The sequence below is a fragment of the Rheinheimera pacifica genome (genome assembly GCF_900108485.1).
Taxonomy (GTDB): Bacteria; Pseudomonadota; Gammaproteobacteria; order Enterobacterales; family Alteromonadaceae; genus Alishewanella; species Alishewanella pacifica.
Genome location: NZ_FNXF01000005.1, coordinates 57,903 through 74,519 on the forward strand (window position 1 = coordinate 57,903; position 16,617 = coordinate 74,519).

Sequence of the window (16,617 nt, forward strand, 5' to 3'; positions counted from 1 at the left end):
CTTAGTCGCTAATTTTTGGCAAGAAAAAGCGTTTAATCTAATGCTAATAAATATATACTAGCAGCGTTGTAAAGGAATTGGGAGTAAAAATTGGGGCTATTCAGTGTCTTGGGTTAAAAAATTCTTAATTCTTAGCCTGCTAATGATCGTCTTTGGCATCATTTCGATCGCTGGGATCTACTTTTATCTTAAAGATGATCTGCCGGACGTTACCACCTTGCAGGATGTAAGACTACAAACGCCAATGCAGGTATTTACTGCAGACGGAGAACTAATTTCACAATTTGGTGAAAAACGCCGTATTCCGCTTAAACTGGAAGAAATGCCGCCTTTGTTGGTAGAAGCATTCTTAGCTGTTGAGGATACAAGGTTTTATGAACACCCTGGTATAGATATCATTGGTATATTCCGTGCTATTTCAGTAGTCGCCTCCTCAGGCGATTTCAGCCAGGGCGCCAGCACTATTACGCAACAGTTGGCGCGAAACTTCTTTTTAAGCCGCGAGAAGAAGATAGTTCGTAAAATCAAAGAGATTTTTCTTGCTATTCATATAGAGCAATTACTGACAAAAGATCAGATCCTCGAGCTTTATCTAAATAAGATAGAACTGGGCCAACGATCTTTCGGTGTTGGCGCGGCCGCTCAGGTGTATTTCGGTAAAACGGTACATGAACTAACGCTGGACGAAATTGCCATTATCGCTGGTTTACCTAAAGCCCCGTCTGCACTTAACCCTGTACGCTCGGCGTCTAACGCCAGAGCCCGCCGGAATGTCGTGCTTGGCCGGATGCTGGAAACAAGGGTGATTGACAAAGCCGCTTACGATCTGGCGATTGCAGCCCCGGTTACCAGCCGCCTGCACGGTGCTCAGATCACTGCCTCTGCACCTTATATTGCTGAAATGGTGCGCCAGGATATGGTTAACCGCTTTGGTGAAGAAGTGGCCTACTCTGCTGGTTTACAGGTATTTACCACTATTCAAAGCGTACAGCAGGCAGAAGCAAAACAGGCATTGCAACAAAATCTGTATGACTATGACGAACGCCATGGTTACAGAGGGCCGGTAGCAGAGTTATGGCAATCCACGTTGGTTGAAGCAGACAATACAGAGCACAAATTTGAACAGGAAAACCCGCTTAGTGCAGAGGAAATTCTGGCCTATCTTGATAAACAAAGCAGTATTGAAGATTTACGTCCGGCCATTATAACCGCGGTACATGAACAAAGCGCCGAAGCCATTATTGCCGGAGGCCAGCAAGTAACCTTGCAATGGGACGGTCTGAAGTGGGCACGTACTTTTCAGACGGATGAACGTCAGGGCGTTGCGCCTAAAACAGCGTTTGCTATTGTCAAACCAGGACAGCATGTATTTGTACGTCAGCAGAATGAGCAGTGGCGCTTAAGCCAGGTGCCGCAAGCCAGCAGCGCCATAGTGGCAATTGACCCGCATAACGGTGCAATCCGCTCGCTTGTCGGAGGTTACAGCTTTAGCCAAAGCCAGTTTAACCGTGTTACTCAGGCCAAACGGCAAGTGGGTTCGAACATAAAACCCTTTATATACTCTGCGGCTCTGGAGCATGGGCATACACTGGCAACCATTATGAATGATGCTCCTATTCATCAATGGGACAGCAATGCCGGTATTGCCTGGCGGCCGAAAAACTCTCCGGCAGTCTATGACGGCCCAATCCGCGTTCGTGAAGCATTGGCCAAGTCGAAAAACGTAGTGTCAGTTCGTTTGCTCAGAGCAGTGGGTATAGATAATATTATTACCCACCTACAGCGGTTTGGTTTTACGCCCAGTGATTTACCGCGCAATGAAACCCTTTCATTAGGTTCGGCCTCATTAACACCGCTGGAGCTGGTAACAGGCTATGCCGTATTTGCTAATGGCGGCTATCTGGTAAGCCCTTACATTATCGAAAAAATACTGAGCGAAGATGGCGAGTTGTTGTATCAGCACAACCCTGTCACCGCCTGCCGCGATTGTGAAGCGGCCCCTGTTGCCACCCAACAAGCCGCGGTGCAGTCTATTGATGCCGAAGCACAAATGGATCAGTTATTTAATACGCTGTCGCTTGATACGCCATTAAACCAGCAAGCCATTGCAGAGCAGTCAGAAAAACAGGCGGAACAGGTTATCTCTGAGCAAAACAGCTTTCTTATTGCCGATGCGCTAAAAAGCAGTATTTGGGGTGGTGGCAGCTGGCAACACGGCACTGGCTGGAATGGCACAGCCTGGCGGGTTCAGCAACTGAAACGACGCGATATCTCTGCCAAAACCGGTACCACCAACGACTCTAAAGACACTTGGTTCTCCGGCTTTACGCCTGATCTTGCCGTAACGGTGTGGGTGGGTTTTGACGATGCTAACCGCAGCCTGGGCCGTGCTTTATGGCATGCTAATATGGGCCAGCAACAAAGCGCCGGTACAGAGTCAGGTGCCCGTACTGCATTACCCGCCTGGCTTGCCTACATGCAAACAGCTTTACCGCAGTATCCGGAGCAGCCTGGTAACGCGCCGGTTGGCTTGTCGTCTGTGCGAATTGATTTGCAAACCGGCTTACTGACTAACCGTACCGATCACACCAGTGCTTTTGAGTACTTTAAACCCGGTACTGAACCTAAGCAGTATGCTACCGCCAATATTCAGCAAATCAGTTTTGATAAAGCACAGGATAAAAAGCAGGACGAAGAAGTAGAATTATTCTGATTTCTGTATCGCTTGCAGATAATTAAAAAGCCCGCATTGCGGGCTTTTTAATACTTATCAATATAATAAGAATCAAGCTGATTCAAACCACTGCTTAGCTTGCGCCAAAGCTGCCAGCACCTGCTGCGGTGCAGTACCGCCCAGGGCGGCGCGTTTTTGCAAACCGGCTTCCAGTTGCAATGCCGGATAAACATCATCGCCTATCAATGTACTGAACTGCTTCAGCTCATTTAGCGGTAAAGCTTCCAGCGCCAGTTGCTGCTTGGCCGCATGCACGACCAGCTCGCCCACCACCTCATGTGCATCACGAAATGGCATACCTTTGCTAACTAAGTAATCGGCTAAATCGGTGGCATTGCTGTAACCGAGCTCAGCCGCCTGACGGCACTGCACCTCGTTGACACTTAAATGCGGCAATACCGTCGCCAGCACCAGCAAAGATTGCTGCCAGGTGGCCATCAGGTCAAAAAAGCCCTGTTTGTCTTCCTGCATATCTTTGTTGTAGGCCAGCGGTAAGCCTTTAAGTACGTGCAAAATCGCCACCAGATGGCCCAGCACGCGGCCGGTTTTACCGCGTAGCAGCTCAAACACATCAGGGTTTTTCTTTTGCGGCATTAACGATGAGCCGGAGCTTATCGCATCACCCAGTTTGAAAAAGCCCGCTTCACCGGAGCAGAAGAAAATCACATCTTCCGATAAACGCGATAAGTGCGTCATACAGATACTGGCCGCGGCGGATAACTCCACTACATAATCCCGATCTGACACTGCATCCAGGCTATTTAGCGCGGCACTGGCAAAGCCCAGCCGCTGTGCCAATTGCCCGCGGTCAACCGCCACACCTGTGCCGGCCAAAGCTCCGCAACCGAGCGGACAAACATCCATCCGGGTTAAGGCATCGTCTAAGCGGCTAACATCGCGTTTAAACATCTCAACATAGGCCAACGCCCAGTGCGCCACTAATACCGGCTGCGCCCGTTGCAAGTGGGTAAAACCCGGCATTACCGCCGTGCCGGCACGTTCGGCAAAGGTTAGCAAGGCCGCTATGGCGCCCAGCAAGGACTGGCGCACATTTTGTGCATGCAGTTTGCTCCACAGGCGTAAATCCGTAGCTACCAAATCATTACGGCTGCGGCCGGTGTGCAGCTTTTTCGCCACTGCCCCCAACTTAGCCGTAAGCTGTGCTTCTACCCAGCTGTGAATATCTTCTTCACTGGTTTGCAGCGGCAGTTTAGCGTCGGCATCTATCGCCACCGCCAGATCTGCCAGAGCGGCATCGAGCTGCGCGGCTTCGTCGGTGCTGATAATACCGGCTTGCGCCAGTTGCTGTGCCCAGGCCCGCGAAGCCTGAATATCCTGCTGCGCCAGCAAATAATCAAAGCTTAGCGAGTCGTTAAAGTCACGAAACTCAGCAAGGGTTGCTTCCTGAAACCGTCCGCCCCACATTGCCATAATAATTACCCTTTTTGTTGCTGATGTAGTGCCCGGATACGGCTGGCCAGGCTGTACAAGCGGATAAAGCCGGCTGCGTCTTTCTGGTTGTACACTTCATCGCCCTCAAAGGTGGCAAAGGCTTCAGAGTACAGCGAGTTAGGTGAACGACGCTTCGCCACGGTAACATTGCCTTTATACAGCTTAATGACCACATCACCGGTTAACTGTTCCGCCAGCGAAGTGGCCGCTGCCAGCAGCGCATCTTTTAATGGCGTAAACCAACGGCCATCGTATACCAGCTGGGCAAATTCCTGGCCCACTTCTTCACGGTATTTCAGTGAAGTACGATCATACACCAGTGCTTCTAAGCCCTTTAACGCCGCCATTAAAATGGTGCCGCCCGGTGTTTCATAGCAACCGCGTGATTTCATGCCGACTAAGCGGTTTTCCACGATATCAATGCGGCCAACGCCATGCTCAGAACCAATTTCATTTAGCAACTCAATCGCAGCAACCGGTGCTATATCATGGCCGTTGATCTTAGTCAGCTCGCCTTTATCGAAGCTCAGCTCAACATAGGCGGCATGATCCGGCGCCTGCTCCGGTGATTTGGTCCACATCCACACCTGTTCTGAGGGTTCACACCAGGGGTTTTCCAGCTCGCCGCCTTCATGTGAGATATGCCATAAGTTAGCATCGCGGCTGTATATTTTGGTGGCAGACGCCGTAGTTGGCACCTTTTTCTCTGCTAAATAGTTCAGCAGTGACTGACGTGAATTAAACTGCCACTCACGCCACGGTGCAATCACTTTCAGTTGTGGTGCCAGTGCGGCAAAGGCGCCTTCAAAGCGGACCTGATCATTACCTTTACCGGTACAGCCATGGCACAAAGCATCTGCCCCCAGCTCCAGTGCCAGTTTTACCTGGGCACGGGCAATAACCGGCCGCGCCATAGAAGTACCCAGCAAATACTGGCCCTCGTATACCGCGCCGGTTTTCAGCGTCGGGTAAATCACTTCTTTAACAAACTCTTCGCGTAAATCGACGATATAACAGCTACTGGCACCTGAGTTAATGGCCTTTTGCTCCACTCCGGCCAGCTCTTCATCACCCTGCCCGACATTAGCCACAAAGGCGATAACTTCACAGTTATAGTTGTCTTTTAACCATGGCACGATAGCCGAGGTGTCCAGACCGCCGGAATAGGCTAAAACGACTTTTTTGATACTCATAGTGTCCTCACGCAAATAAACTGATTAATACGGCATTCTGGGCGTGCATGCGGTTTTCCGCCTGCAGTAATACAAGTGACGCCTCGCTGTCGAGTACCTCGCTGGTAACCTCGTGCTCACGGTGCGCCGGTAAACAGTGCATAAAATATTTTACCGCCAGGCGTTGCATCACGGCGGTGTTGATCTGATAAGGCTTAAACACGCGTTCAATCTGCTCAGGGTCGGCTTTATCGCCCATCGACAACCAGGTGTCGGTATAAATAGCGTCGGCACCGGCTGCGGCTGATAAATGCGGGCTTAGCTCCAGCACCGCACCGGTATCGGCTGCTATTTTTTGTACCCGCAATAATACCTGGGCATCAGGTGAGAAACCTTGTGGCGTTACTACCGTCATTTTCATGCCGGATAATGCCGCACCAATCATCAGCGAATGGCAAACATTATTGCCATCACCGACATAAGCCAGATGCACTTTGGTCAGATCGCCAAAGCGCTCCTTTAATGCCAGCAAATCGGCCAGTGCCTGACACGGATGATACAAATCACTGAGCGCATTTATCACCGGTTTGTGGCTGGCCTGTGCCAATTGCTCCAAGGTTTGCTGCGAGAATACCCGCGCCACTATGGCATCGGTCCAGCAGGCCAGATTGCGGCCAAAATCGGCGACGGTTTCGCGTTTACCCATAGCGCCGTTTTGCTGGTCCATATACACACTATGGCCACCGAGCTTATAAATACCCACATCAAAACTAACACGGGTACGCAACGATGGCTTTTCAAAAACCAGCGCTATGCTCTTACCCGCCAGAGCCTGAGTGTATTTTTCCGGTTGCTGCTTCACATTCAGCGCTAAATTCAGCAAATCGTTTAGCATGGCCGGGCTTAATTCAGCCAGACTCAATAGTTGTTTCAGTTTACTCATTTTCAGCTGACCTGCCGCCAGTGCGGCATCCTTGTTTAAGGGACTAACAGACGATGCGTGTGCCTACTGCTTGCTGTCGCATCAGATTTAACAGATCTTGCGGGTGTTGCCAGCCCGCGACAGTGATACTTCGTCGCAGTGCCTGAGCGGTGTCTAAAGCGGCATCCAGTTTTACTTTCATACCACCTTTGATAATACCTTGGCTTACTAATTCTGCAGCCTGGCGACTATTGAGCTCGTTTATCAGCTTGCCTTCGCCATCTAAAATGCCGGGTACGTCGGTTAACAATACCAACTGGCCTTGTACCAGCTGACAAATAGCCGCAGCAGCTAAATCGGCATTTACATTTAATAACTGGCCTTGCTCGCCATGGCCAACCGAGCTGAATACCGGCGTAAAACCGGCAGATAACAAATTTTGCAGTAAAGTACCATCTTGTGGTTTAGCTACGCCGACAGCACCCAATTTAGGGTTTAATTCAAAGCGGCAGCTATTACCGGCCGATAACGTTAAACCAACCGGCTTTAAACCCTGCAATGAAGCGCGCGCTACCATATGCGCATTAACGGCACCGGCTAAAGCTCCGGCGATCACCGGCATTTGCTCGGCCGGTGAAATACGCTGGCCGTCGAGCTTTTCGGTATGAAAACCAAACTTAGCCAGCCACTGATCAACCTGATCACCACCGCCGTGTACCAGCACCAGCGGATACTGCTGCTTTAATTCGGCACACACAGCCAGCAAGGCATCCAGTGCGCTGTCGTCCTGCAACAGCCGGCCACCCATTTTTAGTACCAAAGGCGTATTATTCATGGCTCACCCCGGCAAATAAACCAGCCGTTTCCGGCTTGCCAAAACGTACGTTAGCCGCTTGCATCGCCTGAGCTGCTGCACCTTTTAACAGGTTATCAATAGCTGATACCACCACCACTTGCTCGCCATCCTGCTGCCAGTAAATATCACAATACGGCGTGCCGGCTACATCGGCAACATTAGGTGAGTGCGATACTAAACGCACTAATGGCTTGCCGGCGTAAGCGCTATTGAATGCCGCGTTTACCTGCTCAGCAGTGACGCCGGCTTTTAATGTCACCACACTGGTAGCTAAAATACCGCGTTTAAAATTGCCTAAATGCGGCGTAAACACTACTTTTCTGCCTAAATTCTGCTCTATCTCCGGCCGGTGGCGGTGTTTAAAAAAGCCGTAGGCATTTAGGCCAACTTCACAAAACGAGGTACTAAGCGCAGCTTTACGACCAGCACCGGATACGCCACTGGTAGCGTTGATCACCGGAACACAACCCTCGGCCACCAAACCGGCTTTAATCAGCGGTAACAGTGCCAGTGAACAGGCAGTTGGATAACAACCGGGGACTGAAATTAACCTTGGCAATGGCGTGTTCTGCCATTCCATTAATGAATACACTGCTTCTTCCAGCAATTGAGGATGCTGGTGTTCGTAACCATAATATTGCGGATACAGTTGCGGCTGCTTTAAACGAAAGGCACCGGATAAATCCACCACATCTATGCCTTGCGCCAACAGCAACGGCGTAACCGCTTCGCTGGCTTCATGCGGCAGGGCTAAAAAAGCCACATCAATCTTGCCGTTTAAGGTGCTGGCCAGCTCATCTGTCCACGGCTGAACCAGTATGTCCAGTTGCTGTTTGTAACGCGGATATAAAGAAGAAAACGGCTCGGCACTGCGCCCGGCCGACGCATAGGCGCCACACAGGTCAAAATAGGGATTGCGCGCTAAAATCACCGCCAGCTCAGCACCGCTGTAACCGGCAGCACCTAATACAATGCTGCGTACTAAAGAAGAAGATTTGTCAGTTGATAACATCGGATACGGCTCTCAAACAGTAAATAACGTATAGGTATAGCACGAAACAGCCGCTAGTGTAGAACGGCCGGCATGCAGTTTCAAGAATTATTATTCTGTTTTTATGAATTTTTATACAAAAACAATTAATAACATTTCGGCTAAACAGCAATGTCTATCCGGTTTCGGCCATTTTGCTTTGCCCGATACAGCGCACTGTCAGAACGTGACAATAACTTATCATAGTGTGCCTCACCGGCAAACTCAGCAATGCCCATACTTACCGTAATGCGCAACCCTGAAGCAAATACAGCACAGTCAATCTGCATAATCGCCTGGCGCATGCGTTCGCAAATATCCTGCGCTACTTTTATCGTGGTGTTCGGCAGCAGTATGGCAAACTCTTCCCCCCCCCAGCGCGCTACGGTATCGTCGGTCCGGCAATGGCTACTAATTTCAGCAGCCACCAGCTTAAGAATTTCGTCACCAATGCTATGGCTGTAACTGTCATTTACCTGTTTAAAATGATCGATATCCAGCAGCACCAGGCAAAGTGGCAGATTATTGCGTCGCGAGCGCGCGCATTCACGTGCCAATGCTTCATCAAAGGCGCGGCGGTTTGCCAGCCCGGTTAACGCATCGCACCTTGCCTGTTGTTCAAATTCTTCAGCCTGGCGTTTTAATTGGACCAGCAGAGCAGAACGCTCTTGATCTACCGCTTTTAAATGATCTGCTTGCTGCTGTAATTCAACGGTTTTTTCCGCCACCTGCCAACGTAATAATTGCTCACGCCGGCGCAAAGCGTTAAGGCGCCAGCGCAACATTACCAGGCCCAGCAATGTGACCAAACCCACTATCGCCAGCCAGAAACCCGGCCTTTGCCAGATATAAGGAAAAATGGTGAAGCTTAAGCTGGCTTCATGTTCGCTCCAGCCGCCTTGCGGATAAGCGGCACTGACTAAAAAGCGATACTCTCCTGGTGGCAGGTTGGTGTACTCGGCCACGTTTTGTGAACCCCGCTCCACCCAGTCAGAATCGAACCCCTGCAACCTGGTACGATATTGAATACGCTGTGGCATAACAAAACCCAGGCCGGCAAAAGCAAATTCCAGCCGGTTAACCCCTGCTGCTAACTGAATTGAAGAGGTTAACTGCCTTTCAGTACCATTAACTTTTAAGCTTTCGATCACTATTGGCGGAATATTTGCGGCAAAGCGTTTTAACACCTGAGGTTGTACCATACTGGCGCCTTTGGAGGTCGCAAACCAGACAGCACCATCCCGGGCCAACGTAGCAGCTGGCATGGAACCGCCATTGGCCTGGGCACTTTGCATGCCGTCACCTTCACCAAATAACTCATAGTCAAGGTGGTCACGCTTACCATTGAGTACAGCGGCAATATGCTCGCGCTCCAGCCGCAGTATGCCCCTGTTACTGCTGACCCAAAGATTTTGTTGCCTGTCGATCACCACCTGAAATAATTTATCAAATGGCAAACCAACATTCCGCCCCAGCATTGTTAGCTCGCCGCTGCTCAATGAGTAATGAACCAAGCCGCGGTCGGTGGTCATCCAGATGGCATCAGCAGCAGTATCCGGTGCAAAGCCGAACGCATATTCCGCCCCATCCAGATTGCTGAGTTCAACCGGTACTATGCTGCCATCTGGCTGCATAATTGCCACCCCAGCCCCGGTACCGATAAACAACCTGCCATCAGTGTGCAGATATAACGCCATAATAAAAGGCGCTGGCAACCCCTCTGCGGTGGTAAAGCTTTTGATGCCATCAGCGCTGACATAGTTGAGCCCCTGCGCTGTGCCCACCCAAAGCGCGCCGTCTTTTGCCGGCACCACCGCGCGAACCTCGTTGGCTAATAAACCACTTTGCCGATCCAGCCGCCGGGCAATTTTGCCGTTTTGCCACAGCAATACGCCGTCGGTGTAAGTACCAATCCACACCGAACCATCCGCGGCCTCTGTCAGGCTTAATACAGACTGACCACGGCTGGCAGCAGACAAATCCAGCGTTTTCAGCTGCCGCCCGGCCAAACGGCTAACCCCCTGGCTGCTGCCAATCCATACTGAACCATCGCTGTGTGCCATTACGCTGCGAACATAATCCCCCGCCAGGCCAAGTTCAGCAGTGTAAGTAACAAAAGGGGCATCACGTAAACGAAATAAACCGCCGTTAGTGCCAACCCAAATGCTTTGTTCGCGATCCAGATACAACGATAAAATACGGTTATTTGGCAAGCCACCGGCGATAGTGAGTTGCTCCAGCCCCAGCTCACTGTAACGCAGCAACCCCCGGTCAGTGGTGCCAATCCAGATTTGTTCATTACTTAACAACAATGATGAAACCGGTAAATCGGCTAAAGCGTCATCCAACAGTGCACTTTGGCCATTTTGCCAGCTGAATAAGCCACGCTCGGTTCCCGCCAACACTTTGTCGTTATACTGAGCTAACACAAATACCGGCGCGGCAGGCATGTCTTCTACTACCACTATTTGCGGCTGCGGCTGTGTTGTATCCAGCCAGGCCAGGCCACGGCCCGAACCAATCCACAGCCGGCCACTACTATCAACCAATAAGCTGTGTACAACACCACTGGGTAAACCATCAGCCTGGGTATATTGCTGGCGGCTGCCATCCGGTGCCTGCCTGAACACCCCCTGCCCCTCACTGGCCAGCCAGAAAGCTCCCTGCTGATCCTGAACAACCGCATTAAGTAATACATTAAACGGTGCCCAGCTACGCCAGCCATTGACCGAATGCAGGCTGAAACCTCCGCGGGATCCTGCAATCAGCACGTTACCGTCATTGTCTTTATTTAATACCCGGATACCGGAGTCAGGCAGCCCCGTCAGCCCTCCCCGGCCAAAAATACTGAATTCCCGGCCATTAAAACGAGCAACGCCTTCCCAGGTGGCTATCCACAGATAGCCATCTTCACTCTGACTGATATCATTAATGGTGTTGTGCGGCAGGCCATCGCGGGTAGTCCAGCTTTCCTGGAAGTAATTGCTTAGTTTGGCCGGGCTGGCACTGGCACTGGCAAAAAAATTTGTGCTGCTGCACAACAATACCAGTAGTGTTAACCAGCTATGGCGCATTAATGAGTGTCTGGCAGCACAGCGCCAGCTGAGAACTTCAGACATTACTACTCATCCCTGTTCATTAAGCAATTGCTAAAGCAATAATGCCGCTCAGATTAACCCAATTTTCAGTTGGCGCCAACCCGGCCAAAGTCCATTTGTTAATGAAAAAAGCCCGTTTGATCACGGGCACAGGTGTAGTAAAGTAGTTTACACAGCAGTTTGTGGCCTGACTCCCAGTAAGTGGCATATGGCATAACTGAGCTCGCTGCGGTTAAGCGTGTAAAAATGAAAGTGATCCACACCTTCGCGGCTTAATACCTTGACCATTTCCATAGCGATATTGGCTGCCACCAGGTTCCGCGTGGTGACGTCGTTATCCAGGCCTTCATAAGCTTTATGCATCCAGGTTGGCACAGCTACGTTGGTTAGAGCAGCAAATTTTTTCAGTTGCTGAAAATTGGTTACCGGTAAAATACCCGGCACAATGTCAACATCAATGCCTATGGCAGCACAGCGATCGCGATAACGTAAAAACTTTTCCGTATCAAAGAAGAATTGCGTAATGGCGCGTGATGCTCCGGCTTCAACTTTGCGCTTTAAATTCAGTAAATCAAACTGCGCATTAGGGGCTTCCGGGTGTACTTCAGGATAGGCCGCCACCGAAATATCAAAATCAGCCACTGAGCGCAGTATTTCTACCAAATCTGCCGCATATAAATCTGGCTTGGCAATGCTACCGGGCGGTAAATCGCCGCGCAGCGCCACGATATGGCGGATACCGTTTTGCCAGTAGTCTCTGGCAATATCAATCAGCGCTTCTTTACTGGCATCAACACAGGTTAAATGCGGCGCTGCAATTAAACCTGTGCGCTGTTTAATTGATTTTATAATGTCATGTGTGCGGTCACGCTCGCCGGAATTAGCGCCATAGGTTACCGAGACAAAAGATGGCGCCAGCGGCGCCAGCCGTTCAATTGACTGCCACAGGGTTTGTTCCATCTGTGGTGTTTTCGGCGGGAAAAACTCAAAACTGACGTTAACCTTGCCTTCCACATCCTGCAAGTTACGGTTAATTGCGTCTAAATATTGTGCATTTGCAAATGCCATAACGATTCTCTTTCTGTTACGTCAGTAAGGCAGGCGCGGTGGCCTTGCCAATAAGTTGGTTAATCAGCACAGCCAGATCTGCATGCAACCCGCCGGCAGTCACTACCCGGCCAGCCCCCGGGCCTTTCAGTACCAGCGGATTGGCGCTATACCAGCCGGAGCGGATAACAAAAACATTGTCGCAAGGCGCTATTGCCGCCAGCGCATGCTCAGCCGATACCAGTTCCAAGGCAACTTTGGCACTGGCTTTACCCTGTTCAAGCGACAAACTGGCAACATAGCGCAATACCTTGCCAGCGGTGTTCGCACGGGCAAAAACAGTTGCAAGCTCAGTATCAAGTATGTCACGCTGCTGCCAGAAATCCTGCCAGCTGCCCAGTTCCAGCCCGGCCGGTAGCAGGGGTTGCAGTGTAATATCGTCCAGCTCCAGTGCCACACCCAGCTCGCGAGCCAGTACCAGTAACTTGCGCTGTACGTCCTTGCCGGATAAATCATCACGCGGGTCCGGTTCAGTCAGGCCAGCTTGCTGCGCATCCAGCACAAAATCAGAAAACGGCTTGCTGCCATCGTATTGACACAACAGCCACGACAACGTACCGGAGAAAATACCGCTAACTTCATTGATCGTGTCGCCTGCACTTAATAACTCCTGCAAGGTGCGCTGCACCGGTATGCCGGCACCGCAGGTAGTGTTACTAAACCACTGCCGTTTGTATTGCACCAGCGCCTGCTTAATTTGCTGATACTCAGCACCAGGCAAGGTTACCCCCTGTTTATTGGCACTGATAATATGGCAACCTGCAGCAATAAACTCAGGGTACAAGCGGGCGAAATCAAGGCTGGGCGTAATATCTACCAGTACCTTAGGCGAAGGCAAAGCTGCAACATAGCTGGTTAACTGTTCTGCTGTCCAGTGGCTGCCTTGTGTCAGTTGCTGTTGCCATTGGCTTAGCGCAATGTTGCTGCCAAGCACCGCCTGGCGTGAATTGAGCACCGCCGCCAAATTTAGTTTAAGCGTGCTGTCAAAGCGTTGCTGCTGCGTGACCAGCATGCTGAGAAATTCAGCGCCAACATTGCCGGCACCTGCCACCACCAGTTGTAACACCGGTTTTGGCAAGATTAACTGCTGATGTAACTGCTGTAACACTGCAGCAGACAAGGGCTCAGGTAGTAACCAAATCAGCTGCTGGGCGTTTTCATAGCGGTGTAATACCGCATATTGCTGCAACAGCTGATCGGCCACAGTGGCCTGCTCTGCCTGATCAGCTTTTAACCATGCCACAGCGCAATAACGCCGGGTGTCCCACACGGCATGCACATTTAATTCCGCCAGCCAGGCCAGTGCCTGTTCAGCACAAACGGTGGGCAGCAACCAGCACAGATTGTCGCCTTGTTGTGGCAACTCAATGACCGGCTGTTGCAGCTCTAACGCCAGCCTCTCTGCAGTAACGGCGATGTCCTGATGCAGGGTTAATAAGGTGACGTCATTCAGTTCAGTAATAAACCCCTGCTGCGCTGCGCTTGGCTGCGTATTGCTTGGCTGCGCCACGCAACAGCCGCTCTGCTCTGGTTCATAGCTGCTGCGTACCTGCAATACGGTATCTGTACCGGTCAACGGTGCTAAGGTACGGGCATGTAACACCGGGTTACCCAGCTGTGCCAACTGACAAGCCTGCTGCCAGCTCACCTGGCTGTACGGTATAGCACAAGCCACTTTGCGCGGATCTGCGCTGTAAATAGCTTTAACATCGGTCCAGATCGTCACTTCAGCAGCCTGTACCAGCGCGCCGAGCAAGGTAGCGGAATAATCACTGCCATTACGGCCCAGCGTAATGCTGCGGCCTTTATCATCACGGGCTATATAGCCGGTAACCACATGAATACAGCCGGGCTGGGTGTATTTTGCCAGTAATTCTGCTGACGCTGTCCAGTCTGGCTGATGCTGTTTTAAACGCAGAAAATCGCGCGCATCCACTGCTACAGCATTAAAGTGTTGCTGTTTTAATAGCTCACTTAACAGCAGGGCGGATAAACGCTCACCAATTGCCAGTACATCATTTACCCGTTGCTGTGCCAGTGCATCCGGCACGGCGGCCAGCCATTGCTGTAACTGCGCGGTTACCACCGTTGCCGCTTCTGCCGCTAATGTTTGCTGCACTAACGCAGTCAGTTGAGCTTGCAGTGCGTTCAGTGCCGCATCACGCGCAGCGGTATCTTCTGCCACTGCAATAATAGCCAGTAAGGCATCAGTAGTATCACCCGGTGCCGAGACCACGACCCACAGCGCTTGCTGGCAGTTTTGCTGCTGTAAAATATCAGCCACTGCAGCAAACCGCTGCGCACTGGCTAAGCTGCTGCCGCCAAATTTATGCACCTGCGCTGTGTTGCTGTGCTGTGCTTTTGCTTGAACTTGCATAATTAATTACCAAAAAGCGCTAAGTGCCGGATTTAACCGAAACTGCTGTTGTTGTTCATGTTGCTGCCTCACGGTGCCGTCAGCTTTGCCGCTGTTATCTGCCTGCTGGCTGGCACTGGCAACCGCATTAAAAGCCTGCTGTAAATCGGCCAGCAAGTCATCGGCGTTTTCAATACCTACCGACAAACGGATTAACGTTGGGCCGATACCGGCAGTTTTCTGTGCGGCAGCATCCATTGATGCATGCGTCATAGTACCCGGATGGCACACCAGACTTTCAATACCGCCCAGCGACTGTGCCAGCGTAAATAAGCTCAGTGCAGAGAAAAACACCGGCAGCAAGGCTTCGTCGGCAGCCAAATCAAAACTGCACATCGCACCAAAGCCGCTTTGCTGGGCTTTAGCAATAGCATGGCCAGGATGCTGTGGCAGCCCGGGGTAATACACTTTAGCCACCAGTGGCTGTTTTGCCAGAAAATCGACTACCCGGGCGGTATTATCCTGCTGCAAACGCAGCCGCGGTTCCAGTGTCCGCAGGCCGCGCAGCGTCATATAGCTGTCAAAGGGGGCACCGGTAATACCCAGGCAATTGGCCCACCATTTTAATTCATCGCCCAGTTGCTGCGATTTTGCGATCAATACCCCACCGACTATATCGCTGTGGCCGTTAATATATTTAGTAGTGGAATGCACAACAATATCAGCGCCCAGCGCCAGAGGTTGCTGTAATATCGGCGATAAAAAGGTGTTATCCACCACCACCAGCGCTTGAAGTGCTTTAGCCAAATCACATACTGCACGCACATCGGTAATTTGCAGCAACGGGTTAGACGGTGTTTCCAGCCAGATCATTTTCGGTTTAACCGCCCGGATTTGCTCAGCCCAGTCAGCATGCTGAAAATTTACCACCAGCAGGTTAAAAGCCCGCTTGCGCTGCGCCAGGTTAACAAACAACCGGTAACTGCCACCGTAGCAATCATGCGGGATCACTAGCGTATCATCTGGTGTCAGCAGTTGCAGTGCCAGTAAACAGGCCGACATGCCGGTGCTGGTAACTATAGCCTTTACACCGCCTTCCAGCTCGGCCAGCGTTTCGGCTAATAAATCCCGGGTCGGGTTATTCGAACGTGAATAATCGTACGGGCCGGGTTGTTTAAAGGCTTTTAATTCATAAGTTGAGGTTAAATACAGCGGTGGGGTAACCGCAGCATGGGCAGAGTCCTGAGCAATACCGGCCCGGGCAGCGATAGTCGCGGCGTGGCGCTTTGACATGGGGAAAACCTCATTTAGATGTTTAGACGTCTAAAAGTATAATGATAGAAATAAAGATGTCAAACCATTTAGCCGTCTATAATCATTATTTGTTGTACACTATTTGACTGCGCGGCATAACAAGATAGAATTTCGCCACTTGCGTAAAGCAATACAACATAATGACTAATACAAGGTAACCATATGGCTAAGTGGAATGGGGAATATATTCACCCGTACGCGGAACACGGTAAAAAATCAGAACTCGTAAAAAAAATCACCGTATCTATTCCGCTGAACGTATTAAAAGTGCTGACCGATGAGCGCACCCGCCGCCAGGTAAACAACCTGCGACATGCAACCAACAGTGAATTATTATGCGAAGCGTTTCTGCATGCATTTACCGGCCAGCCACTGCCAGCCGATGAAGATTTACGTAAAGATAACCCGCACCAGATCCCGGCAGAAGTACGCCAGATCTTAACCAGCATGGGCAAACCCATTCCGGTGATTATCGAAGCTGACAGCGACGAAGAATAACAAACAGAACACCCGCCAGCTGGCGGGTGTTCTGTTTTTGCAGCATGTTAACTGCGCGGTTTAGCGATAACAGTTAAG

At 50.9% G+C, this 16,617-nt stretch carries 11 protein-coding genes; 2 read left to right on the top strand and 9 right to left on the bottom strand.

Annotated elements, in window-relative coordinates; translation table 11 throughout:
* Positions 1-103 precede the first annotated feature (103 nt).
* Positions 104-2,713 (top strand): penicillin-binding protein 1A, encoded by a 2,610-nt coding sequence (locus BLW68_RS08410; RefSeq protein WP_092792276.1) that lies wholly within the window; start codon positions 104-106, stop codon positions 2,711-2,713.
* A 72-nt stretch (positions 2,714-2,785) separates the two neighbouring features.
* Here BLW68_RS08410 and argH read toward each other — a convergent pair whose 3' ends face one another.
* The 9 genes from argH to metB form a co-directional block, all read right to left on the bottom strand.
* Entirely contained in the window at positions 2,786-4,165 is a 1,380-nt protein-coding gene (gene argH / locus BLW68_RS08415; protein WP_092792279.1) for an argininosuccinate lyase, read from the bottom strand.
* A gap of 5 nt (positions 4,166-4,170) precedes the next feature.
* A complete protein-coding gene (locus BLW68_RS08420) occupies positions 4,171-5,379 on the bottom strand; it encodes an argininosuccinate synthase (protein WP_092792281.1) in 1,209 nt (402 codons plus the stop codon).
* 7 nt (positions 5,380-5,386) lie between these two features.
* Complete coding sequence (locus BLW68_RS08425; RefSeq protein ID WP_092792283.1) at positions 5,387-6,301, bottom strand: ornithine carbamoyltransferase; 915 nt, start codon at positions 6,299-6,301, stop codon at positions 5,387-5,389.
* 43 nt (positions 6,302-6,344) lie between these two features.
* Positions 6,345-7,115, bottom strand: a complete 771-nt coding sequence (argB, locus tag BLW68_RS08430) for an acetylglutamate kinase (protein ID WP_092792285.1) — start codon at positions 7,113-7,115, stop codon at positions 6,345-6,347.
* On the bottom strand, positions 7,108-8,148 hold the full coding sequence (gene argC / locus BLW68_RS08435) for an N-acetyl-gamma-glutamyl-phosphate reductase (protein WP_092792287.1): 1,041 nt from the start codon (positions 8,146-8,148) through the stop codon (positions 7,108-7,110). The genes argB and argC overlap by 8 nt, the downstream gene beginning before the upstream one ends.
* Positions 8,149-8,288: 140 nt before the next feature.
* Positions 8,289-11,285, bottom strand: a complete 2,997-nt coding sequence (locus tag BLW68_RS08440) for a diguanylate cyclase (protein ID WP_245728299.1) — start codon at positions 11,283-11,285, stop codon at positions 8,289-8,291.
* Between the two features lie 147 nt (positions 11,286-11,432).
* On the bottom strand, positions 11,433-12,332 hold the full coding sequence (gene metF, locus BLW68_RS08445) for a methylenetetrahydrofolate reductase (protein WP_092792289.1): 900 nt from the start codon (positions 12,330-12,332) through the stop codon (positions 11,433-11,435).
* A gap of 16 nt (positions 12,333-12,348) precedes the next feature.
* Positions 12,349-14,748, bottom strand: a complete 2,400-nt coding sequence (metL, locus tag BLW68_RS08450; protein WP_092792291.1) for a bifunctional aspartate kinase/homoserine dehydrogenase II — start codon at positions 14,746-14,748, stop codon at positions 12,349-12,351.
* Positions 14,749-14,754: 6 nt separating this feature from the next.
* Complete coding sequence (metB, locus tag BLW68_RS08455; protein ID WP_092792293.1) at positions 14,755-16,020, bottom strand: cystathionine gamma-synthase; 1,266 nt, start codon at positions 16,018-16,020, stop codon at positions 14,755-14,757.
* A 183-nt stretch (positions 16,021-16,203) separates the two neighbouring features.
* On the opposite strand from metB, the gene metJ reads away from it, so the two are divergent.
* Positions 16,204-16,539 carry a met regulon transcriptional regulator MetJ gene (gene metJ, locus BLW68_RS08460; RefSeq protein ID WP_008217699.1) on the top strand — a complete coding sequence of 112 codons (336 nt, stop codon included), beginning with the start codon at positions 16,204-16,206 and terminating at the stop codon, positions 16,537-16,539.
* Positions 16,540-16,617 lie beyond the last annotated feature (78 nt).